Annotated in this window: 21 protein-coding genes; 11 read left to right on the plus strand and 10 right to left on the minus strand. The window is 58.2% G+C overall.

Features of this window, described 5'->3' with window-relative positions; translation table 11 throughout:
* Positions 1–7 precede the first annotated feature (7 nt).
* From O3S85_RS01440 to O3S85_RS01460, 5 genes are all read left to right on the plus strand, one after another.
* Positions 8–238 (plus strand): hypothetical protein, encoded by a 231-nt coding sequence (locus O3S85_RS01440; RefSeq protein WP_269537267.1) that lies wholly within the window; start codon positions 8–10, stop codon positions 236–238.
* A gap of 3 nt (positions 239–241) precedes the next feature.
* On the plus strand, positions 242–1,738 hold the full coding sequence (locus O3S85_RS01445) for a cbb3-type cytochrome c oxidase subunit I (protein ID WP_269537270.1): 1,497 nt from the start codon (positions 242–244) through the stop codon (positions 1,736–1,738).
* A gap of 3 nt (positions 1,739–1,741) precedes the next feature.
* Complete coding sequence (locus tag O3S85_RS01450; RefSeq protein WP_269537272.1) at positions 1,742–2,371, plus strand: cbb3-type cytochrome c oxidase subunit II; 630 nt, start codon at positions 1,742–1,744, stop codon at positions 2,369–2,371.
* Between the two features lie 3 nt (positions 2,372–2,374).
* A complete protein-coding gene (locus O3S85_RS01455; protein ID WP_269537274.1) occupies positions 2,375–3,037 on the plus strand; it encodes a c-type cytochrome in 663 nt (220 codons plus the stop codon).
* A gap of 93 nt (positions 3,038–3,130) precedes the next feature.
* Positions 3,131–3,589, plus strand: coding sequence for an FxLYD domain-containing protein (locus tag O3S85_RS01460; protein ID WP_269537276.1), 459 nt, complete (start codon positions 3,131–3,133; stop codon positions 3,587–3,589).
* Between the two features lie 85 nt (positions 3,590–3,674).
* On the opposite strand, the gene cyoE is transcribed toward O3S85_RS01460, so the two are convergent.
* A complete protein-coding gene (gene cyoE, locus O3S85_RS01465) occupies positions 3,675–4,607 on the minus strand; it encodes a heme o synthase (protein ID WP_269537279.1) in 933 nt (310 codons plus the stop codon).
* Positions 4,604–5,644 (minus strand): COX15/CtaA family protein, encoded by a 1,041-nt coding sequence (locus O3S85_RS01470; RefSeq protein ID WP_269537282.1) that lies wholly within the window; start codon positions 5,642–5,644, stop codon positions 4,604–4,606. Before O3S85_RS01470 ends, cyoE begins: the two co-directional genes overlap by 4 nt.
* Before the next feature lie 56 nt (positions 5,645–5,700).
* Between O3S85_RS01470 and O3S85_RS01475 the strand changes: the two genes are divergently transcribed.
* Positions 5,701–6,534 carry an SCO family protein gene (locus O3S85_RS01475; RefSeq protein ID WP_269537284.1) on the plus strand — a complete coding sequence of 278 codons (834 nt, stop codon included), beginning with the start codon at positions 5,701–5,703 and terminating at the stop codon, positions 6,532–6,534.
* On the plus strand, positions 6,531–7,403 hold the full coding sequence (locus O3S85_RS01480; RefSeq protein ID WP_269537287.1) for a hypothetical protein: 873 nt from the start codon (positions 6,531–6,533) through the stop codon (positions 7,401–7,403). The genes O3S85_RS01475 and O3S85_RS01480 overlap by 4 nt, the downstream gene beginning before the upstream one ends.
* Here O3S85_RS01480 and O3S85_RS01485 read toward each other — a convergent pair.
* Positions 7,400–7,711: a type II toxin-antitoxin system RelE/ParE family toxin gene (locus O3S85_RS01485; RefSeq protein WP_269537291.1), complete on the minus strand. Its 312-nt coding sequence runs from the start codon at positions 7,709–7,711 to the stop codon at positions 7,400–7,402. The two genes, O3S85_RS01480 and O3S85_RS01485, sit on opposite strands and share 4 nt — an antisense overlap.
* On the minus strand, positions 7,711–8,016 hold the full coding sequence (locus O3S85_RS01490) for a plasmid mobilization protein (protein ID WP_269537294.1): 306 nt from the start codon (positions 8,014–8,016) through the stop codon (positions 7,711–7,713). The genes O3S85_RS01485 and O3S85_RS01490 overlap by 1 nt, the downstream gene beginning before the upstream one ends.
* A 46-nt stretch (positions 8,017–8,062) precedes the next feature.
* Here O3S85_RS01490 and O3S85_RS01495 point away from each other — a divergent pair, with 46 nt between their 5' ends.
* A complete protein-coding gene (locus O3S85_RS01495) occupies positions 8,063–8,401 on the plus strand; it encodes a phasin family protein (RefSeq protein ID WP_269537297.1) in 339 nt (112 codons plus the stop codon).
* Between the two features lie 3 nt (positions 8,402–8,404).
* On the plus strand, positions 8,405–10,093 hold the full coding sequence (locus tag O3S85_RS01500) for an ABC1 kinase family protein (RefSeq protein WP_269537299.1): 1,689 nt from the start codon (positions 8,405–8,407) through the stop codon (positions 10,091–10,093).
* 344 nt (positions 10,094–10,437) lie between these two features.
* Here the strand turns inward: O3S85_RS01500 and O3S85_RS01505 are convergent, their stop codons facing one another.
* From O3S85_RS01505 to O3S85_RS01515, 3 genes are all read right to left on the minus strand, one after another.
* The gene (locus O3S85_RS01505; protein WP_269537301.1) at positions 10,438–11,010 is read right to left on the minus strand and encodes a response regulator; all 573 of its coding nucleotides are present in this window, start codon (positions 11,008–11,010) and stop codon (positions 10,438–10,440) included.
* Positions 11,011–11,137: 127 nt separating this feature from the next.
* A complete protein-coding gene (locus O3S85_RS01510; protein WP_269537302.1) occupies positions 11,138–12,382 on the minus strand; it encodes a DUF1343 domain-containing protein in 1,245 nt (414 codons plus the stop codon).
* A gap of 6 nt (positions 12,383–12,388) precedes the next feature.
* The gene (locus tag O3S85_RS01515; protein ID WP_269537304.1) at positions 12,389–13,129 is read right to left on the minus strand and encodes a DUF2062 domain-containing protein; all 741 of its coding nucleotides are present in this window, start codon (positions 13,127–13,129) and stop codon (positions 12,389–12,391) included.
* Positions 13,130–13,361: 232 nt separating this feature from the next.
* Here O3S85_RS01515 and O3S85_RS01520 point away from each other — a divergent pair, with 232 nt between their 5' ends.
* Positions 13,362–14,567: a PEP-CTERM sorting domain-containing protein gene (locus O3S85_RS01520; RefSeq protein WP_269537305.1), complete on the plus strand. Its 1,206-nt coding sequence runs from the start codon at positions 13,362–13,364 to the stop codon at positions 14,565–14,567.
* Between the two features lie 74 nt (positions 14,568–14,641).
* Here O3S85_RS01520 and O3S85_RS01525 read toward each other — a convergent pair whose 3' ends face one another.
* Positions 14,642–17,191 carry a DEAD/DEAH box helicase gene (locus O3S85_RS01525; RefSeq protein WP_269537307.1) on the minus strand — a complete coding sequence of 850 codons (2,550 nt, stop codon included), beginning with the start codon at positions 17,189–17,191 and terminating at the stop codon, positions 14,642–14,644.
* Between the two features lie 187 nt (positions 17,192–17,378).
* Here O3S85_RS01525 and O3S85_RS01530 point away from each other — a divergent pair, with 187 nt between their 5' ends.
* Positions 17,379–18,119 (plus strand): DUF4339 domain-containing protein, encoded by a 741-nt coding sequence (locus O3S85_RS01530; protein ID WP_269537310.1) that lies wholly within the window; start codon positions 17,379–17,381, stop codon positions 18,117–18,119.
* Between the two features lies 1 nt (position 18,120).
* On the opposite strand, the gene O3S85_RS01535 is transcribed toward O3S85_RS01530, so the two are convergent.
* The gene (locus tag O3S85_RS01535) at positions 18,121–18,867 is read right to left on the minus strand and encodes a class I SAM-dependent methyltransferase (protein ID WP_269537313.1); all 747 of its coding nucleotides are present in this window, start codon (positions 18,865–18,867) and stop codon (positions 18,121–18,123) included.
* 56 nt (positions 18,868–18,923) lie between these two features.
* Entirely contained in the window at positions 18,924–19,895 is a 972-nt protein-coding gene (locus O3S85_RS01540; protein ID WP_269537316.1) for an acetyl-CoA carboxylase carboxyltransferase subunit alpha, read from the minus strand.
* Between the last annotated feature and the right edge of the window lie 417 nt (positions 19,896–20,312).

Raw genomic sequence — 20,312 nt, forward strand, 5'->3', positions numbered from 1 at the left:
TGTCTAGATGTTTGAATGGAACCTATACTTGATGATCATTGCTGCGTTTGGCGGAGTATTCTTCGCCTCGGCAGTATGTGCATTGGTATGGTCCGCCAAGAACGGGCAACTTCGTAACTTTGAACAAGGCTCTCGCGTCGTCTTTGACGAAGATGAGCCAGAGGGCGTGCACACCGATTATTTTCCCGGCGAAGCCGCCGAAGCCGCGCGTAAATTGCGGGAGGCTGAGAAACGCTAAACAATGAGTCCACTTCTTTCATTTTTCAGCAAAATCGATCCACAAGGGGAGACGACCGTTTCGCCCAAGGTCGCGTTGAGCGAGGTGGATCAACAGATGCGCCTGCCCGCGATCATGTTTATCACCTGCGCCATCCTCTGGCTGCTGGTGGGCACGTTATTCGCCATCATTGCATCGTTTAAGCTGCACACCCCGGACTTCCTGGCGAATTGGGAATTCCTTACTTTTGGCCGCGCGCGTTCCGCTCACCTGAATGCCATGGCTTATGGATGGTCCAATAACGCCATTTTTGGTGTTGGGCTCTGGATCATGGCACGTCTGTGCAAGGCGAAGATTCGCTACTCGGGCATGCTGATCTTAGCTGGCATTTTCTGGAATCTCGCCGTTGTCATCGGCATTCTGGGAATCCTAACTGGTGGCCTCACTTCGGTCGAGTGGCTGGAAATGCCGCCGCAGGTCGCTCCGCTGCTCGCGTTTTCTTATGTTTTGATCGGTATGTGGGGCATTTTGATGTTCCGCTTCCGTGAGCGCGGCCACGTTTACGTATCGCAGTGGTATATCCTCGGTGCGCTTTTTTGGTTCCCTTGGTTGTATGTCGTTGCGCAAACGATGATCCTTTTCGAGCCCGCACGTGGCACGATTCAAGCCCTGACCAACTGGTGGTTCGCCCACAACGTTCTCGGCCTCTGGATGACCCCGATGGGCCTCGCCACAATCTACTACCTGATGCCCAAGGTGCTAGGCCGTCCGATTTACAGCTATTATTTGTCGCTGCTCGGTTTCTGGTCTCTGGCGCTGTTTTACAATTGGGCCGGTGTGCACCACTTGATTGGTGGACCGATCCCGGTATGGCTGATCTCCTGCGGTATCGTGGCCAGTGTGATGATGGTGATTCCGGTCGTAGTGACCGCGATTAACCACCATATGACCGCCGTTGGTAACGCCCGCGCTTGCTGGTGCAGCCCGACGATGCGCTTCATCGTGTTCGGCGCAATGAGCTACACGCTGGCGAGCTTCTTTGGCTCGTGGATGGCGCTGCGCGACGTAAACGTCGTGACTCACTTTACCCAGTTCACCGTCGGTCACGCACACCATGGCGTCTATGCCTTCTTTGCGATGACGATGTTTGGCGGTATTTACTTTATGATGCCGCGTCTGTTGGCCCGCGAATGGCCGTCAGCCAAGCTGATCAAGGTGCACTTCTGGTGCTCCGGTCTCGGCATCGGTATCATGGTTGTCGGTCTGCAACTGGGTGGCTGGATTCAGGGGCTCAACCTGAACAACGCCGACATCCCGTTCACCAGTTCCGACCCTGAAGCATTGACGATCATGAAGGCACTCGTGCCTTGGTTGTTCTCGCGTTCGGTCTCCGGCATCTTGCTGACGATTGGCCACTTCGCGTTCTTCGTTAATTTTGCCTGGATGTTGATTGGCCCGCGTGCCGTCCGCTACAAGGAAGGCCCGACACTGCTCGGCAAGATAGAAGGGAAGGGTGCCTAAGCGATGAAAAATCTCCCACTTCTCTTTTTCGGAATCTTCTTCATGCTGGCCTTCTCGTGGTCTGGCCTGATTCTCAGCTCCGTGATTCAATTCGGTGATCTGAAGCCGATTGCCTTGAACGAAGGTGAGACCCCAATGCCGATCGCCCGCGTTGGCGTGGCGCAGCAGGGTAAGGAAATTTACATCAACCAGGGTTGCCTGTATTGCCACTCACAGCAAGTCCGCCGCAAGGGCTTTGGTGCCGACTGGGAACGTGGCTGGGGCGATCGCCAAACCGTGCCGCGTGACTACATTTTGCAGGAGCGCGTTCTGCTTGGCACCAGCCGTACTGGCCCAGACCTGATGACCATTGGTCAACGTCAGCCCAGCGCCGACTGGCACCACCTACACCTTTACAACCCGCAGATCACCTCACCGGGCTCGATCATGCCGCCGTTCCGCTATCTGTACAAAACGCAGAAAATCGGAGACGCACCGTCGCCCAATGCGCTGAATATTCCGGACACTTTTGCCGACGAGCAGCCGCCCGAAGGCTATGAAATCGTCCCGACCGAGCGCGCCGAGCAGCTGGTTGAATACCTGTTGAGCCTCAAGCTCGACTATGAACTTCCCGAATCCCGCTTTGCCCAGTAATACATGAGCGACAAAATGAAAGAACGTCTACCCGGCGACAGCGTCCCCTACGAGGATGACGATATCCACGTCATTCACTCGCAGCTGCTCCGCGAAAAAGACGAACCGAGTGAAGGGTTTTCACCGGTGCCGATGCTGTTGCTCTTCCTCTTTGGCGGATTGGTTTTCTGGAGTGGCGTTTATTTGGCGAACTACGGCGGTGAATTCAAATGGGACGTTTATGATCCCGAGTGGAAGCCCGGTATGACCGCTGCGGTTGCGGAGAAGCCACCTTTGATGGTGACCGGCGAGCGTCTCTTTAAGAACAACTGCCAGGCCTGCCACCAAGCCAACGGTGCCGGCGTTCCCGGTGCGTTCCCGCCACTGGCTGGCTCCAGCTGGGTCGTGGGTGACGAGGCGCGGATCGTCAAGATTCTCCTGCGTGGTCTTTCCGGCCCGATTGAAGTCGAAGGCAATTCTTACAACGGCAACATGCCTTCCTACGGTGAAAACGGTGCTGGCTGGAACGATTATCAGATCGCTTCCGTTGCCACTTACGTTCGCGCTTCGTGGGATAATGGTGCGCCGGAAGTTAGCGAAGAAGCTGTGGCCGCTATTCGTGCTGATACCGCCGGTAAGTCGGGTGCTTGGTCCGGCGAGGAAATCCTTGGCGCGCATCCGCTGTAGGGCTTGAGCTGATTTCAGCGAGCATATCGTCCCGCTGGAATCTTGGTTTGACGAGCTTCGTTGTCGTTGGGCAATATCAGGCCCAACGATATCATGAATACCGAGCGTCTAACAGTCATTCAGCTTGTCCGGATTGGATTCTTTGTGGGATTGGGCTTTTCTGTTCCGCTAACGATTTTCACATACGTCCCGATGTATTTCATGGGAAGCTGGGTCGTCGGCGATTTTGAGGAAGAGTGGGGAGATTTCACTGAGTATGACCCGCAAGAATCCGGCTTGGAGGTGGTCATTGAATCCAACAAAGAGACGGAGGATGGCTGGGTGTTTATTGGGCAACTCGTCAATAATGGGGATCAATCCTGGCAGGGTGTCACCATTCAGATTGAGCTGTTTGATGCTGAGGGCCGTTTTATTGATGAGTCAGACGGATATGTTGAGGGAGCCATTGCACCGGGCACGACGCATCACTTCAAACTTCCGTTCTATGACTACGATCTTGGAAGTGACATTAACTTCTCGGATTTCAAAGCGTCCATCATCGGGGCCTACTGATCAGGAGCACAAACTCCTTGCGTTGCTTGGAGCAGAGTCACTTTAAATTCTCTGCCGAGGCCCGAGTCGGTCCGATATCCCGCTTTTACCCAATGAGCCAGCGGTCGATGACCAAGGCACCGAGCAGGAGTGGCAAATACGCAATCGAAGCGAGGAACATTTTCCGCGAGGCAGGGGTGCGCATATCGTTTTCGGCGCGCCAGAATTTGAATGCCGTCCACGCATAGCCCAGGCCGCAAACGAGGGCCGCAGCACCGTAGAGCAGCCAGCTGGCGTAGCCGAGAATGGCTGGCAGCAGGCTGATGCCGAGTAGGAGAATGCTGTGCCCGAGTGACTGGCGCGCGGCGCATCGGCCACTGGGGTCGTTGACCGTGCTCATCACGAAGCCGCCCTGGGCGTAGTCGTCGCGGTAGAGCCAGGCAATCGCCATGAAGTGTGGGATTTGCCAGCAGAAAAGAATGCCAAAGAGAATCCAGCCCAGCGGGTCGATTTGTCCACTGGCGGCAGCCCAGCCGATGAGTGGGGGCAGGGCACCAGGAATGGCCCCGATCAGGGTGTTCCACGAAGTGATGCGCTTAAGCGGCGTGTAAACGAGCAGGTAGGAAACGAGCGTCGCCACGGTCAGGGCACCAGCGAGTGGGTTGGCCCCGAGCCACACCAGTGTGCTGCCGGAGATCCCGAGGATCAGCCCAAAGGCGAGCGCGGCTTGCGGGCTGACGGCTCCACTGGGCAGTGGGCGGTCTTGGGTGCGGGCCATGCGGCGGTCGACTTCGCGCTCGAGCCATTGGTTGAGCGCGCCAGCGGCACCAGCGGCCAACGAGGTGCCAATGAGCAGCGCAAGAAAGACTCCGGCATCACGTTGAGGGTCGGCGGCCATGTAGCCGACGAGTGCCGTGATTACGGATAAAAGGCTGAGGCGCGGCTTGGTTAGCTCCCAGAATTGGCGTAGGGCGAGGCGTTCTGCCAAGGGCGGGGCGCTAACACGTTCGATGCCGGGCGTGCTGGGCGAAGAACTCATTGGGTTAGTGTCGCAGAGGTCGGTTTGGGGGTGTCGTTAGTTTGATCCAAGCTGAAACTACTATTGGTTAAATCACTGGCCGAGAGGCGCAAGCGGAAAGTTTGGATTGTAGCAGTCCAAACATTTGCTAATAACAACGCGCCTACCAGCATGTGGCTGGAGGCCATCACCGGGTTCTTGTGGGTCAAGACCGTGGCGGCACCAAGAAATATCTGCACCGCGAGCAGCGCGGTGGCGGCGATGATCCAGCCCATCAGCGCCTTGCGGGTATTGGCGCGGCCCCAAAGCATACCGAGGAAGCCCAGCAGCGCAACGCTCGCCACGACCGCCCCGAGCCGATGAAGCCAGTGCAGGGTGACGGGGGTGGTCCACGTAGCCGGGAAAATGCCACCTTCGGGCGTGAGGGGAAAAGTCGGAATCGCGAGCCCGGCACCGGCGTGGCGCATCAGTGCGCCGAGCAAAATCTGCACAATGATCGCGACGGATGCCGCGATGCCCCAGGCGCGGACGGACTTCGCGACCGGCTTTTGCAGGCCGCAGTTTTTCTCTCGCCACCAGCGGGACAGGCGCAGGGTGAGTGTGGCCAGCCAGCAAAGCGTGAACTCTGCCCCGAGAGCGTGAAGGATGCGAAAGGTGTAGCCGACGGCGTTGTTTTCCGCGCCGGTGTTGAGCTGGTCAAACATCACGCGCAGCCCGCCGAGCAGGCCCTGGCCAATGACGAGCGCCAGCAGCCCGTAGGCGAGGCGGCGGGTGGTCCGGTTACCCTCGGAGAAGAAGGCCCACGCCGCCAGCACGATGGACAGGAAGCCCAGCTTGGCACCGAGGAGGCGGTGGCTGTGCTCGGCGCGCATATCGATGTCTTCCCACCAGCCTTCCGGCATGACGGAGGAGTTTGACAGCGGCCAGTCGAGGAACACCATGCCGGCCTGAATGCTCGTGGTGTAGGCACCGGCGTAGAGCAGCAGCAGCGACCAGCCGAGCGCAAACAGCGCGAACCAGAACAGGGCGGGGTGATAACGGTCTTGGCGTTGAGGCATGCGTTGGAATATTCTCAGTTGCTAAACGACGAAATTGCGTAAACTGATAGTTAAGCATGCCCCGATCGCAAACGACAATCTTCTTTCACTTTCTTGCCCTTTTGCTTGGTGCCGCGGCGCTCAACGGGGAAACGGTCAAGGTCACCTCCGCCGATCCCGACGCTCAAACGCTGACCCTCGAAGACGGCCGCACGGTCAACGTTGGCCCTGGTGATGCGCGCATTGGTTACGTGGGCAAACAGATTAAAGGGGAACTCGAGCCGATGACCGATCCGCCGACCCTCTACGCGATCTGGCCGGTGGACCCCGTCAACGACAGCATCGAAAAGTCGGTTAACGAAAAACTGCACAACGACACCATTTTGCAGGGCCGCAAGGCGTTTCGCTCGTTGGGCGACTACCTGCCGGACTTTGCACTGTATGATCAGAACGGCGAGATGGTCCGCAAGAATACCTTTCGCGGCAAGAATGTCGTTTATAACTTCATCTTCACGCGCTGCCAGATGCCAAAAATGTGCCCGGCGACGACTGCGCGCACGCTCAAGCTGCAGAAGATGCTCGACGCATCGGACCTCAAGGACGCGCACCTGGTCACCATCACTTTCGATCCGGAGTACGACACGCCGGGCATTCTCAACGAGTATGCTGTCCAGCGTGGCGCGCACTTTGATAATTACTCGCTGCTTACCGGCGACCCCGATGCCATTGAGGACCTGATGAAGCAGTTCGGCATCCTGACGATCGCCGAGGACGGCACGATCAACCACACCATGGCCACCATCATGACGGACGGCAATGGCATGGTCGTTTACCGCAAGGAGGGCTCCATGTGGTCGCCGCAGGATTTCTTTGACCGCCTCTCCGAACGTGAGAAAGGCCAGGGCTCATGAAGCGCGTTGTCCAGTGTGCGCTGATTACGGCGGCGGCAGCAGGGCTATTTGTAGGGCTGCGTTCTTTGCCCGATACCGAGTGCGGCTTCCTGCACTACGACCCGCCCGTGGTCGATGGCGATGGCATCGAATACTGCGGCGACGATCAACCGGTTTTTATCGAGGTGGGTTCGCTTCAGTATCCCGTCGACTTCAAGATCAAACCTGACCGCCAGGAGATTACCACCGGTGAGTCGGTCAAGGTCGTGCTCGAAGTCAGTGCCAAGGGCGGCGATCCGCTATCGCCAATGGACCTCGCCATTACGCACACTGAGCTGATGCACGTGCTGGTGGTCGACCCGTCGCGCGAAGACTATCACCACGTCCATCCCGAGCCGATTGGCGAGTCGGGGCAGTGGGAGTTTACTTTTACGCCAAACCGGCCCGGTGCCTATCAGGTGTTTGCCGAGTTTGTGCCCAACCGCACGAAGCAAGTGGTAATCGCCAGTGGTAACATCGACGTGCAAGGCGAGGCGACCACCAAGACACCGGAGGCCTTGCCATCGGGCTACGTGGCGGAGCTGGTTGTGGAGCCCAAGACACCGGCCACGAACCAGGAGTCGCGGTTGCAGTTAAAGCTTTCCCGCGCCGATGGGGAGGCAGCCGTTTTGGAACCCGTCATGGGGGCCTATGCGCACTTGGTGGCGTTCGACGAAACGGTGTCGGGCTTTGCCCACCTGCACCCGAAATACACCGGTCGCGAAAAGGACGTCGCGCCCCAATTGGAATTTGTGCTCAACACCCACATCCCCGGCGACTACCGCATCTGGGCACAGGTCAAGGTGGATGGGCAAGAGCGCTTCATGCCGTTCAATGTGCGCGTGAATTAACCTTCCAGACGATCGGTGAGTCGGCTCAGCATGTCCATTCGCTCATGCAAAATGGCGACAATGCTGGCAGGGGCCCTTGAGTGCTCCAAATAAAACACGAAGTGGTGCTGACACCGCACTACGTGAAGCTCAGGAAAGCTTTTGGAGAAAGACTTTGCGACCACTCGTTGGTTGGCTATTTCAACGAAGCAGGCCTCCAGTCGGGCCACATATTTTTCTGTCTGCTCATCACCCCAAGTGTCCAAGGTGTAGCGGATGATCGACACTAAGTCTGCATCTGCTTGCCGGGTCAGCCGGTAGCCGACCATCAGTTAGGCGAGCGCACCGCTTGTAGGATGTCCTGTGGAGAACGCGTGGAAAACTGGCCGGTTCGCGCTTCTTCGATACGGGGTGCTAGAAACTCTTCCAATACTGCCATCGCCTGATTGGCAGAGGTATCTTCTGCCAATGCACGATCCAACACAAATTGTTGGACGCTTTTGCCGGACTGGGCCGCGACTGCCTGAATTTTTTGATGCTCTTCTGGTGTCACGTCGATGGAGATCCTATTCATCTTGTTTTGAAGATAGGATTTTTGCGGGAGAATGTCAACTCGGTCGAAGGCTCCAGACACTCAAACATCGGCGTGAATTAAACGCCACAAAAGAGCGAATTGATTTGTGTCTTGGCGCTTACTGGATTTACGTGATTACGCCATGATAGAGCTAATTAAAAAGAGTATGCTAGCCGGGGTGGGTGCCGCCGTGGTCTCCAAGGAAAGCGCCGAGAAAGCCCTGAGCGGTCTTGTTGAAAAGGGTAAGATTTCCACCAGCGAAGCCAGGGAAGTCGCCGATAAAATCGTGGAGGAAGGCCGCGCTGAATACGAAAAGGCGCGCACCGAAATGGAAGGCTGGTTCGAGGACATGCTCCGCAAGGGCAAAGTCGCCACGCAGTCCGATGTTGCAAAACTCGAAGCGCGCGTTGCCGCGTTGGAAGCCGCGCAAAAGACTGCCGAATAAGCTTTGGCCAGTCCCCTCAAGACGCTTGATCTGTTCAGCAACGTCGCCCGTGGCAGAGAGATTGTCACGGTGCTGGCTAGCCACGGCTTTGGCGATATGCTGGATGCGGTCCGCATTCCGAAAGGGTGGATCGAAAAGATCGTGCCCCCGACGGACCCCAACCTCAATGTCTGGCAGCGTCTGCGTCTGGTACTAGAGGATTTGGGGCCGACGTTTGTGAAGTTCGGGCAGGTGCTGAGCACCCGCCCGGACGTCTTGCCGGAGGGGCTGATTACTGAGTTTAAAAACCTGCGCAGCCAGGTAAAGCCGATCTCATTTGAGCTGATCGAGCCGATGCTTTGCGCCGAGCTCGGCTGCGGCAATTACACCGAGTTTTTCGACGACTTCGATACAAACCCGGTCGCCGCTGGCTCCATTGGGCAGGTTTATAAAGCCCGTCTGAAGGACACGGATGAGTGGGTTGCGGTCAAGGTGCAGCGTCCCAATATTAAGAAGGCGATCAAGGCCGATATCGAGATCATTGGCTGGCTGGTGAGGATGCTTCACGACCGCGTCGAAGAGCTGCAGCCGTACGATTTACCGGCGATCGTCGAATCGACTGGCAAAGGAATTCTCCAAGAACTCGATTTTACGATCGAGGCCAACAATGCCGCGCTTTTTTCCGCGCTCAATCCCTACGAGGAGGTTTTTGCGCCCAAGGTCTATGACCAGTTTGCCCACGAGCGTGTAACTGTGTTTGAGTGGGTGGAGGGCCGCCCGCCGTGGGACCCCGCCATCCCGGAAGACGTCCGCATCAAACTGGCCAAGGCTGGCGGCAAGAGCGTCTTTCAGCAGATTGTGATGAGTGGGTTTTTCCATGCCGACCCGCATGGCGGAAACTTAATCGTGACGGATGACGGTCGCCTCTGCTTCATCGACTGGGGATTGGCTGGTCAACTGACCCGCGAGATGCGTTATTTTCTCGCTGACCTTTTTAGCGCGATTGCCAAGAGCGATCCGGAAAAGGTCTGCCGCGTGGCGATGCTGATGGCGCAGGGCAAAACCCGCATCGATCAAACCCGCCTGGAGCAGGAGGTCGGCTTTGTGCTGCGGCAGTACCGCTCGAAGTTCGATCAAAACGAAGCTATCGGCAAAATCGTGATCGACCTGCTGTTTGTCTTCGGCTCGAACGGCATCCAACTCGCGCGCGATTATTCACTGCTCGCCAAGGCGATTATTTCCATTGAAGAAGTTGGGCAGACGCTCGACCCGAAGTTCGACATCCGCGAAGTTGGCAAGCCATTCCTGCGCAAGCTGGAGTGGGAGCGTTGGAACCCACAGACCGTCACCGCGCGGCTTTGGTGGAACATCCAGGGGCACTTGCACAAGCTCCGTGAACTGCCCGGCGACATCCAGCGTTTCTTCCGACATCTTGAAGACGGGGAGATTAAGGTCACCATGAAACACGAGGGGCTGAACGATGTCGGCGACGTGTTTGACATGGGCGTCAACCGTCTGACGATGGCGATTATTACCGCAGCCATCCTGCTGGCGTCCTCCATTGTGATTGGAACGACTGCTCCCAAGGACGCCTCCATGACCGAACTTTACGGCAACACCATCACCGCGCTAGCCGCCTTCGGCTTCAAGCTCAGCATCCTCTTCGGCGTCTGGGTCATCTACGACATCATCCGCCACGGCCGCCACAAATAGCAGCGTCCCCGCCTGGACTGAGCCTGCCGAAGTCCTTGAACCAGAGGGATTTGCACATTGTGAAAATGGCAGACAGGCAAGGGTGGTGTCCGTATACGTAATGAGCGATATGGAGTGCGCCAGCCCTCTGGCGCTTTAGCATTTTCGGATCGAGAAAATCAATTCATACGCAGTCATGCGATTTTCCGTGCGCATTCGTACGCCAACAAAATTTTGAAAGCGCCAGAGGGCTGGCGCACTCCATATCCAACAAACCGCTCAGCAAAAACGAGTTCCTTTAACGTGCGCTGCCCCACAGCCCATTTGCACAATGTGCAAATCTATGGATGCAACCGCAGGTTGCCTTAGGAGCGGGCGAAGAGGCGCGTGAGGCCTTTTTTCTTTTTGGGGGCTTCGTCGGGGGAACCGGGTGGCGGGGGCATGCCTTCGGGGCGTGCGTTAGCCGGGGTTGGTTCGGAAATTTCGTGTTCCTGGCCGCTTTCATCGCTGATGCCAAGCAGGCCGCCGGCTTTCTTGGGCGCAGCATCAGGGACGGGTATCGGTGGCGCGGTTTTTTTGCGCCGTTTGTCGGGGTTGAGGAACGGACGCACCACCTGATCGAGCAGGATGGGCTTTTTGAGCACTTCGATGCCGCACATTTGCAGCTGGTTGTATTCGGAGCGCAAAATGGCGGGGGTCAGCACAACGACATGTAGCTCGGGGTCGGCCGCTTTGGCTCCCATGATGAAGTTCATGCCATCGGACTCATCGGCCTTATGGTCGGCGATGAAGAGGTCGATTGGTGCCTCCTTGTTTTGGAGGGCAGTTTTGCAATCTTCCAGCGTGCGGGCTGGCACGACATTGTGACGCAGCTTCTCGAGTTTTTTGGTAACATTTTCGAGAACGGCGTCAGAATCATCCCAATAAAGAATCTTCACAATTATCAAATGTTAGCACCATCTTGCCCTAAATCAAGTGGACTTTTGCCCCTTGCGGGTATTTACAACTCAATTACAAGGTGAATGCCCTAATGGAACTAAGTGTTTCCCGAATAAAGGGTTAGCGCTATTGGTAAAGCCAATAGGCCCGGCTTTGGCGCTGAAACTCCTCGGCCTGCTGTTTCCAGCGCTCTAAAAACATCTCTACGCGGGCGTTCGCGCCCCGTGTCTGGAGCTCTTCCAGCCAGGCGGGGTCGCCCATATGAATGAGGAATCCGCGCCGCTGGTCGCCGATGTTGACAAAGGGATTTTCCGGGCTCCATTGGCAGGCTAGCCGCATCATGTAGAAGCTGATCGCACACGGGTCGAGACGGTCCCAATCGGTGACGGTCAAATACACGCCGGGAAACTTTTTGCCGGACGCATTTTCCCCCTCCGTCACCTGAAAGCCGAGTCCGGGGATTTGGTAGGCTTCCATGACGCGCTTGACCAGCTCCGGCGAGCGGCCTGGGTAGTAGATCATGCGGAAATTATACTGCGTGCCGACACCGTGACCCCACTTGCCCACGTAGGCACCGAGCCCGGTCATCGAGTAGCCCATTGCGGCGGACAGGTCGGGGATCGCAGGGGAGGTGGCCACCCATTTGAGACCGGTTTGCGGCCAAAGCATGTCGCGATGCCAGCCCTTCATCGGGACGACCATCAGACGGCCGCGGCGGCGAACATCCTCGCTCACGCCGAGTACGCCGGGCTTCTTTTTGCACATGACGGCCAGTTCGCCAATCGTCATGCCGTAAACGTAGGGCACCTCGAATTCGCCAACGTAAGACATCCACTCGGGGTCAAGGCCAGGGCCGTCGACCTTGAGCCCGCCGAGGGGGTTGGGCCGGTCGAGCACCATGACGTCGATGCCTTGCTCAAAGCAGGCGGCCATGGCGTATTTCATCGCGCTGATGTAGGTGTAGCTGCGCACACCGAGGTCCTGCAAATCGATGACTAACACATCCAGCCCGGCCAACATCTCGGGCGAAGGCTTGCGGTACTCGCCGTAGAGCGAATAAGCGGGCAGGCCGGTGGGGCCGTGGGTGGCGTGGCCGACTTTTTCATTGGCCTGCGCCTTGCCGTCGATGCCGTGCTCCGGGCCAAACAAGGCCACGAGGTTGACCTGCGGTGCTTTCTGCAAGACGAGCCAGGACGGGCGGCCGTATTTATCGACGCCAGCGGGGTGGCTCAGCAGCCCCACACGTTTGCCCTGTAGCTTGTCAAAACCGCTCTGGCGTAGGGTGTCGATGCCGAGGTCGATCATGGGCGCAGCGTGAGCGAGCGAAAAGGTGGCGAACAGTATCAGGAGCGTCAGCAGGCGCGAGCGCATACAAAGTCAGGAGTTTTTTGGTTGGATATTTTTCAAGTTCTTGGCGTTCTTCAGCGCCTCGGCTTCGCGCAGACGGACCTTGTGGTATTGGGTCCGCAGGTCAAACATCTTGGCGCTGGCGCGACGTGCGGTGAACTGGTAGGCGAGGCTCAGGAAAAAGCCAATAAAATACCCAATAATCGCGCCGCCAACGAAGGTCGCCTTGAAGCCCAGGCCGACGATTTCGGGCAGCGTCATCCCGGTCTCATCGGCGAGCGTTTCCATGGAATTATTCATCGTGCTGGGCCCGACAATGCTCAGGAAGGCGTCCTTGAGGTTGTGCGCGATTAGCACTGCAAAATCGTAAACTGAGTCCCCGGGTATCTCGAAACCGAACATGCTGAAAACCAACAGACCCACGTAGCATCCAGCCAAATAGAGTGGCCCGGCGGTAATGGGATTCGTCACGAACTGCGTGGCCACCATGACCATCAAATTACTGCGAAAGACTATGGCCAACAGGAAGGCCGTCGGCACCTGGATGCCGTAGATGGGCAGCATCGAGAGGATGCACCCAATGTAAATCGCCGGTACGACGTCTTCCCGGCGAAAAGACCACAAATACGAACGCTTGCGGGCGGCTCCGGCAAACCAGCCGAGCACCGGGTAGCGGTGGATTGTAGCACGGCGGGGCAGGGGGCGCAGCCAACGCTTGGCGCGCCGGATGCGTTTAAAATATTCGTGCCTATGTTTTTCGTCCGCCGTCACAGGGTATTGGGAAAGGGAACACTCTGAAGCGGTTCCCTCAATATTGACAACACTTCTATGTGCTCGGGTCAATTAATTCGCAAAGGGCTGCGCAGAGAATCGCCTTTGATTTTTATCGTAAGATAAATATTCGACTTAATTTATCTATCAATTTAGGCCCTTTTTCTTGCCACATAACGAGTTTTGTGCAAAATCAAGGGTATTCTAACCCCTTAAATACCCTTACCCCCTTATGAAAAAACCGCTTCCCGTTTCGGCAGTTATTTTGTCCTTATCGACAATTTCTCTCAGCGCCATACCCTTTACCTGGGAAGGCGATGATCCGACAAATCCCACTTGGTTTGGCGTGGGTGCCAACTGGTTGGAAGGCTCGGTCCCGAACTTCAACAACTACTATGTGCTGCCCAGTGGTGCGGCCTCGAAAACCATCGAGATGGTCAACGGCTCAGGGGCCAGCCTTTTTCGCACCGGAGTGCAGGGGGTCAACTTCGAGGATGCCGGTTGGGTGATCCAGGACACCGTGGGCGATGGCTCGGGCGGCTGGCGCTATGACTTCAATGGCAGTTCGGGGTCGATCGGCACCCAGCCCTACGGAATCAACTCATCCGGTGTCGGTGTGAACGAAATTCGGGCCCGTTTCCAGATTTCGAGCACCAACAATGCCGACACGGGGCAGCCGATCCGCCCAATCACGGTCAACAGCGGCAACACACTGCTGTTTTCCGGCGAATATGTAGATGGGCAGGCATGGACGCTGCAGGGCGGCGGGACGATGGTCGTTAACAACACCAACGACAACCGTGGGAACAGCTTTAATGCAGGCCTGGGCCTGAACGATGCGACCACCTTGCTCAACCGTGGCACGATGCAGATTGCGTCTTCGTCGCTTTCGCTGACCGATGGTACCATCGGCGGAGACGGTACTTTCTATGGGCGCATGGACGCCACGATTACCTTTGATGGCACGACGCTCGCGCCCGGGGGAGATGGCAGCATCGCGGGTGGCGGTGAAGCTGGCGATCTGACCTGGATGTCCGGCTCCGCAGGCTCTTTAACCCGGGTTGCCATTGGTGCGACCGGCACGTTTGAGGCCTACATCGGTCCCGGCGGCGCAGCGGACAACGCCCGCCTCGTCCTCGACCTTGATGGCGGCACCTTCAACATCGTCTCCGGTGCCACGCTGAACATCGTGGGTTCGACGATTCAAGACGGCACCTATGAGATCATTGTGGATGGTGATGACACGGCCGACTTCACCGGCACGTTCAGCTCGATCCTCTTTAACGGCGCGGCAGCGGATCCGGAGAACTTCAGCGTCAACTACGGCCTCGATTCAATCACGGTTGATGTGTCCGGAATGGTCCCTGAGCCACAGACCTACGCATTGCTGGCCGGCCTCGGTTGCTTTGCCTTGGTGATGGTTCGCCGCCGCCGGTAATTGAGAATCAACGCACTTCTTTGACTCCGGTTGCCTGCAAGCGCCGGAGTTTTTTTTGTGATCTGCGACACTGGCTAAACCGCCATCGTGCCCTCAAAACGCGTACGCTGCGCGGGCGTGAGCGGCGGTAGCTCGGCGAGGCGGATGATGCCGAAGTGGCTTAGGACGTATTGGCGAGCGAGCTCCTTGAAGTCCATCCAGCGGTCCCAATAAAAATCGGGTGCGAAGGCAATGTGGTTCAAGATGCTGCGCCATTCGAGGTTCGCACGCTCGATGTCGCCGGGGCGCAGTTCGTCGCCCAGGTAGCGGTGGGCGGTCTCCGGGGCGTCCTTGAGTGCGGCGATTACCTCAGATGCGCCGTTGCCATAGCCGGGTGGCAGCCCGCCCTCCAGATAGCCCGGTGCGGTGAGGCCGCGGTAGGTCAGGCGGGAGAGGTTGCCCAGGCGGCCGCTGGTGTTGTCAAAGTGCTCGAAGCGGTGCCCGGCGCGCAGGTTGGCTACGTCGAAAAGCAGGTCGCCGAGGTCGTAGGATTCGTCTTCCAACGCGGCGGCGATCGCGAGGCCTTCACCGTGGTTGAAAAAGCTGAAGATGACGCCGCGCCGTGTGGGGCGGCGGTGGTCGTCGATCAGGCCAAGCTGTAGCCAGATCTCGGCCGCCGTGCTCTTGGCGACGGTAGGATCATCCCCGGCGATCTGGGCAAAAGTCGGAAAGGCGGGTGGGACGACTTCGCGCTGCGGCGGGTTGATCAATGCATCGCCGTTGGAGTCGACGCGGGCAAAAACCATGGCTCGTCCGTAGTCGAGGCGAGCCGTTATGGTGTCTCCCTGCGGGACCATTTCCACGAGACGCCCACCTTGCGTGAGGTAGGGCAGCAGCGGCGCGTAAACCTCCTCCAGCCGCTCCAGTGAACAGAGACGGGTGGGGGTGCGGTCGTCCGGGCAGTTTTTGAGAAAGTGGTCCTTGAGCGCGCGGTGGAACCACTTAACCAGCGACACGCGGCCCTTGCGCTCCTCGGTGGGGAAGGTGGCCAGCGGCACCTGGCGGCCATAGCGGCGGCGACCCTTGGCCTTGAGGCGGCAGAGGTTGCCCACCTGCACGCCCTGGAGGGATTCCGGTGCTTCGAGCGCGGGCTTCCAGTCGCCATCCACGTAGAGCATCGCCTCTTCGAGGGGGACTTTGCTGGGTGCCCTGAGGCGCTCCCATTCGCCGAGGGCGTTGCGCATTTCCTTGATTTTCTTGGTGGTCGGCTCGCGGAAATTAAACTCACCCAGTGCATTCTCGAAGACCTCGCCGGACTTGGTGCGCGACAGCTCGTCGGCGGGTATGGCGCGCCGCTGGGCAACGAGTTGAGCACCCGGCTGGGCCTTCTTGCCGGGGGGGGGCAGACGGCGCAGACCGAGGCGCAGGCGGTTCTCGGTAAAGAGGCGCTCGGCGAGCTCGTCGGCGGCTTGGACGGGGTCGTTGCCCGCTTTGTCGGCCTCATGCATGACGGCTAGAAAGCTCGGCCAGTCGACGGTCGATGCGCGCTTGAGGCTCAGCGGGCGGGCCTCGGCCATGCGGGGCTTACCCGGGGCGACGAGCACGAAGCCCTTGTCGTCCAGGCCCCGGCGGCCAGCGCGGCCAAACATCTGCATCAGCTCGTCCGGGCGGACCTGGAATGTCCGGCCGCTGTGTTTGTATTCACGCTCGGTGACGAGCACACTGCGCATGGAAAAGTTAATCCCGGCGGCCAGACCTGTCGTTGCGACGATTACGCGGAGCTGCCCGGCCTTGGCCAGCGGCTCGATCAGGCCGGCGCGCTGCCGGTAGTTGAGCCCGCTGTGGTGAAACGCGATGCGGTTGCGCAGGAGTTTGGCCAGGTCGTCCCCGGCAATCTCGCGCTGCTCATGGGTCAGCTCCAGCCACTCGGGCAGGGGGAGGGCGGCGCTGAGCTTGGCGGCGAGGTTTTCGGCCTCCCGGCGCTGCGGGGCAAAGACCAGGATCGGGCCAAAGTCTTCTGCCAGCGCGCGGGCAATCATCCGTGGCCAAAAGCCACGCACGCTGTTGGGCACGTTGTCGGGGAGGGATTGGAGCAGCACTTCGTCCTGCGGGACGGGGCGCTGGGTGTGCTCGACGAGGACAGCGTCACGGCCAATCGACTGCAGCCAGCCGACGAGTTTTTCCGGGTTGGCCACGCTGCCGGAGAGCATCAGCAGCTGGGTGCCGGGGGGTGCCAGGGCGATGGCGAGCTCGTAGTTAATGCCGCGACGGGCGTCGCCGAGCATCTGGTATTCGTCAATGACGAGCAGGCCTGGGCCCTTGCCCCGAAGAAATTTCGCTTTCTGCGTCTCCAGCGTGGCGACGACGAGTGGGGCATCGAGCTTGTCGGCAACGTCACCCGTGCACAGGCCAACATTCCACCCTTTGGCACGCCATTCGTACAGCTTGTCGTTGGCGAGCGCTCGGGTGGGCACCGTGTAGATTGCCTGACTTCGCAGCCCGCGCTCCACCAGGAGCTCGAAGATGTAGGTTTTGCCTGCCCCAGTGGGTGCATTGACGACGACGTCGCGCCCGGCCACGAGGTGATTTACCGCATCTTGCTGCCAAATATCGGGAATCCGTAGATTATTAGGGATACCTTCCACTCTTAGGATCGAGTTAAACGGTTTCGCGCGGTAAAAGCAAACCCAACTTACCAAATGCCCGGCGCAGAGGATGGCCTCGGTCTAGATTTCATGCAGCGATCAGGCTTGGCGGGTGAAGGGGTCGTTAAAATATTACTTTCTGCCAGCCCATGCTTTACATCGGATGCCCATGTCTCATAGTGGCGGCATGAGCTGGTACTACGTTCACAATGGCGAGACGGTCGGGCCCGTTACGCAGGAGGAATTTGATGAATTGCGCTACTCGGGCGTGCTGAACGACCAGACGATGGTCTGGCAGGATGGCTGGACGGAATGGATGCCGCTTGGGCAGGCCAACTTGGCCCCGGTAGCTTCTCCCGCCGCGCCTGCTGCTGGCCTGAAGCTTGGCCAAAAGCGAGCGCCGATGGAGTCCTACCAGCAGCCGACCGTGGAAGCCTCGCACGCGCAGGAGGTGCCGGTGAATACGGAAGAGATCGCTGCAGGCATCCCCCTGGAGTTTGAAGAAGACGCCGCGCAATTCGTCAGCGGTGCCCGCTGGTTTTACTGGATCGCAGCGTTCTCGGTAATTAACTCCGTGATCGCGTTTTTCCAAGGCGGCGTTTACTTCGTCATCGGGCTGGCCTACACGCAGATTGTTGATCTCATTGCCTTTTCACTTGAGCCGGAAATCGGGAACATTGCGCTGATTGTGGGCCTGGTGATCAACCTGGTCATATCCGGCGTCTTTGCGCTGTTTGGCTTGTTTTCGCTCAAGGGAATACGTGCCCTGATGGTCTGCGGTATCGGCCTGTATGTTATTGATGGCCTGATATTTCTGCTTTCGGCGGATTGGCTGTCCGTCGCCTTCCACGGCTATGCAAGCTTCTGCCTGATCCGCGGTTTCATCTCGCTGAACACGCTGAAAAAGGCCGGCGTCAAGGTGGCGTAGCTCAGCTCTTTTTCCGGGCGGACATGATCAGCGTGCGGCTGGTCATGACGTTCCAGGAGTGATGCTGGGCGGCGAGTTCGTCGCTGATTGCGGAGATCGAGCGCCCCTTGCGGTCGCGGCGTTTCTTGGCGCTGGCGGTGGCCCACTTGGCGATGGGCGCGGCCAGCCAATAGAAGGCAGCGGAAAATTTCTGGGTTTTGCCCGGGTAGTGCTTCACGTTTTCAAAGCCGTTGTCGAGCAGCGACAGCGCGAGGTGGAAGAATGTGATCGGCGAAATGTGGCGCATCCAGGCGTCTTTGCCCATGTCTTCCTTGGTCGAAAGCGCATCGTAAAACAGGAAGAGTCCGCGCGTCATGAAGATGCATCGCGAGCGCAGGCTGAGCATGTTGGGCACGGAGACGAAAAAGATGCCGCCGGGCTTGAGAATACGCTCAATTTCCTGAACGGCGTGGTGGTAATTTTCGATGTGCTCGAAGGCCTCGGTGCACGTGACGACGTCGAAGGTGTTGTCCTCGAAGGGTAGGGTATCGCTGTTGAGATTAGCGGTTTTGCCCGGGATATCGCCCAGATCGGGCATGAGCTCGAAATCGCACGCCTCGGATTGCATGTGGGGGCGCTCCTTGTTCAGGCGGCGGATGAGGTGACCCCAACCGGCGGAAACGTCGAGGTGACGGCGTGGTGTGTCGTCCAATTCGCCCAAAATAGCCTGGGCAACGTAGTCAACGATCATCGGTGGTTCAGAAGACATGGCAGCAGGAAATCAACTGTGAAACTGGCTTAACCGGGCCGGGTGCGGTGCTCTAATTAGGCACCGACTTCGGTAAACTGACCCATTGCGCGGAACTTCGCGTAACGGCCGTCGAGGAGGGCCTTGGTGGACTTCTTCTTGAGCTTGGCGAGGTTCGCTTCGAGTGCGGCCTTCAGGTTTTGCGCAGCCGTTTCGGGGTCCACATGGGCACCGCCAAGCGGCTCGGCAACGATTTCATCGACGACGCCGAGATCGACGAGTTTATCGGCCGTGATCTTGAGAGCTTCCGCCGCGCGGGGGGCATGGACGCGGTCTTTCCAAAGAATCGCGGCGCAGCCTTCCGGCGAAATGACCGAATAGTAGGCGTTGTCCAAAATCAGAATATGGTCTGCCACAGCAATGCCAAGCGCGCCGCCGGAACCGCCTTCACCGATAACGGTGGCAATGATCGGTACGGTCAGGGCGCTCATTTCGCGAATATTGACGGCGATGGCCTCGGCCACGTGACGCTCTTCCGCGCCAATGCCCGGGTAGGCACCGGGGGTGTCAATCAGGGCGATGATCGGCATCTGGAACTTCTCGGCCATCTCCATGAGGCGCAGGGCCTTGCGGTAGCCTTCCGGATTGGGGCAACCGAAGTTGCGCTTCAGGTTTTCCCGAGTGGAGCGGCCCTTTTGTTGAGCGATGATCATGACGGGCTCACCGTTGAGGAAGGCCGGGCCGCCAATGATGGCCTGGTCGTCCATGTAGCGGCGGTCGCCATGGAGCTCTTGAAAGTCTTCGAATATGGCTTCGATGTAGTCCAGCGAGTAGGGGCGCTGCGGGTGGCGCGCGAGCTGGATCTTCTGCCACGGGGTGAGGCTGGCGTGGATGCGTTTGCGCGTGTCCTCAATTTTACCTTTGATGGCCTTGATCTCGTCGGTCACGTCGAGGTTGCTCTCTTCGGACATGCGTTGGAGATTCTCGAGCTGCACTTGTAGCTCGTGGATTGGCTTTTCAAAATCGAGGGTGTGCTTCGGTTTTTCCATAGCGTATAAACCGGTCACTATCTGGGGGCATGCGCGGCAGGTCAAATCCAAAGGTAGGTGTTTGAAACGTCTTTATGGCGTTGGCTGCGTGGACTCATTTTCCATGTATGCGCATTTTGTAACCACGAAGGACACGAAGCGCACGAAGGCCAATGATGCGTTAATAACTCACGCCAAGACCCAAAGACCCCAAGAATGCATTCCTAAAAAAGTAAAACTTTGGATCCTCGGGCCTTGGCGTGAGCTATTAACGCATAACTGGCCTTCGTGCGCTTCGTGTCCTTCGTGGTTAAAAAATCGTCTGCTCAGTCCCCGGGCGAAACTTTCAATCAGTGCTTGATCTTGGCGTCAGCATTCGTTTGGCTGAAAGGCTTTTTACCGCGGAAATCCGCACGACTGCCTTTGGGCCGTTCCTTC

The organism is Cerasicoccus sp. TK19100 (assembly GCF_027257155.1).
Taxonomy (GTDB): Bacteria; Verrucomicrobiota; Verrucomicrobiia; order Opitutales; family Cerasicoccaceae; genus Cerasicoccus; species Cerasicoccus fimbriatus.

What these genes read in the sequence shown, in the direction of transcription:
- O3S85_RS01540 (WP_269537316.1), bottom strand. Translation starts at nt 19,895, where the DNA reads ATGGAAAAACCGAAGCACACCCTCGATTTTGAAAAGCCAATCCACGAG.
- O3S85_RS01530 (WP_269537310.1), top strand. Translation starts at nt 17,379, where the DNA reads ATGAGCTGGTACTACGTTCACAATGGCGAGACGGTCGGGCCCGTTACG.
- O3S85_RS01445 (WP_269537270.1), top strand. Translation starts at nt 242, where the DNA reads ATGAGTCCACTTCTTTCATTTTTCAGCAAAATCGATCCACAAGGGGAG.
- O3S85_RS01520 (WP_269537305.1), top strand. Translation starts at nt 13,362, where the DNA reads ATGAAAAAACCGCTTCCCGTTTCGGCAGTTATTTTGTCCTTATCGACA.
- O3S85_RS01470 (WP_269537282.1), bottom strand. Translation starts at nt 5,644, where the DNA reads ATGCCTCAACGCCAAGACCGTTATCACCCCGCCCTGTTCTGGTTCGCG.
- O3S85_RS01455 (WP_269537274.1), top strand. Translation starts at nt 2,375, where the DNA reads ATGAGCGACAAAATGAAAGAACGTCTACCCGGCGACAGCGTCCCCTAC.
- O3S85_RS01475 (WP_269537284.1), top strand. Translation starts at nt 5,701, where the DNA reads ATGCCCCGATCGCAAACGACAATCTTCTTTCACTTTCTTGCCCTTTTG.
- O3S85_RS01510 (WP_269537302.1), bottom strand. Translation starts at nt 12,382, where the DNA reads ATGCGCTCGCGCCTGCTGACGCTCCTGATACTGTTCGCCACCTTTTCG.
- O3S85_RS01450 (WP_269537272.1), top strand. Translation starts at nt 1,742, where the DNA reads ATGAAAAATCTCCCACTTCTCTTTTTCGGAATCTTCTTCATGCTGGCC.
- O3S85_RS01535 (WP_269537313.1), bottom strand. Translation starts at nt 18,867, where the DNA reads ATGTCTTCTGAACCACCGATGATCGTTGACTACGTTGCCCAGGCTATT.
- O3S85_RS01485 (WP_269537291.1), bottom strand. Translation starts at nt 7,711, where the DNA reads ATGGTCGGCTACCGGCTGACCCGGCAAGCAGATGCAGACTTAGTGTCG.
- O3S85_RS01460 (WP_269537276.1), top strand. Translation starts at nt 3,131, where the DNA reads ATGAATACCGAGCGTCTAACAGTCATTCAGCTTGTCCGGATTGGATTC.
- O3S85_RS01480 (WP_269537287.1), top strand. Translation starts at nt 6,531, where the DNA reads ATGAAGCGCGTTGTCCAGTGTGCGCTGATTACGGCGGCGGCAGCAGGG.
- O3S85_RS01440 (WP_269537267.1), top strand. Translation starts at nt 8, where the DNA reads ATGTTTGAATGGAACCTATACTTGATGATCATTGCTGCGTTTGGCGGA.
- cyoE (WP_269537279.1), bottom strand. Translation starts at nt 4,607, where the DNA reads ATGAGTTCTTCGCCCAGCACGCCCGGCATCGAACGTGTTAGCGCCCCG.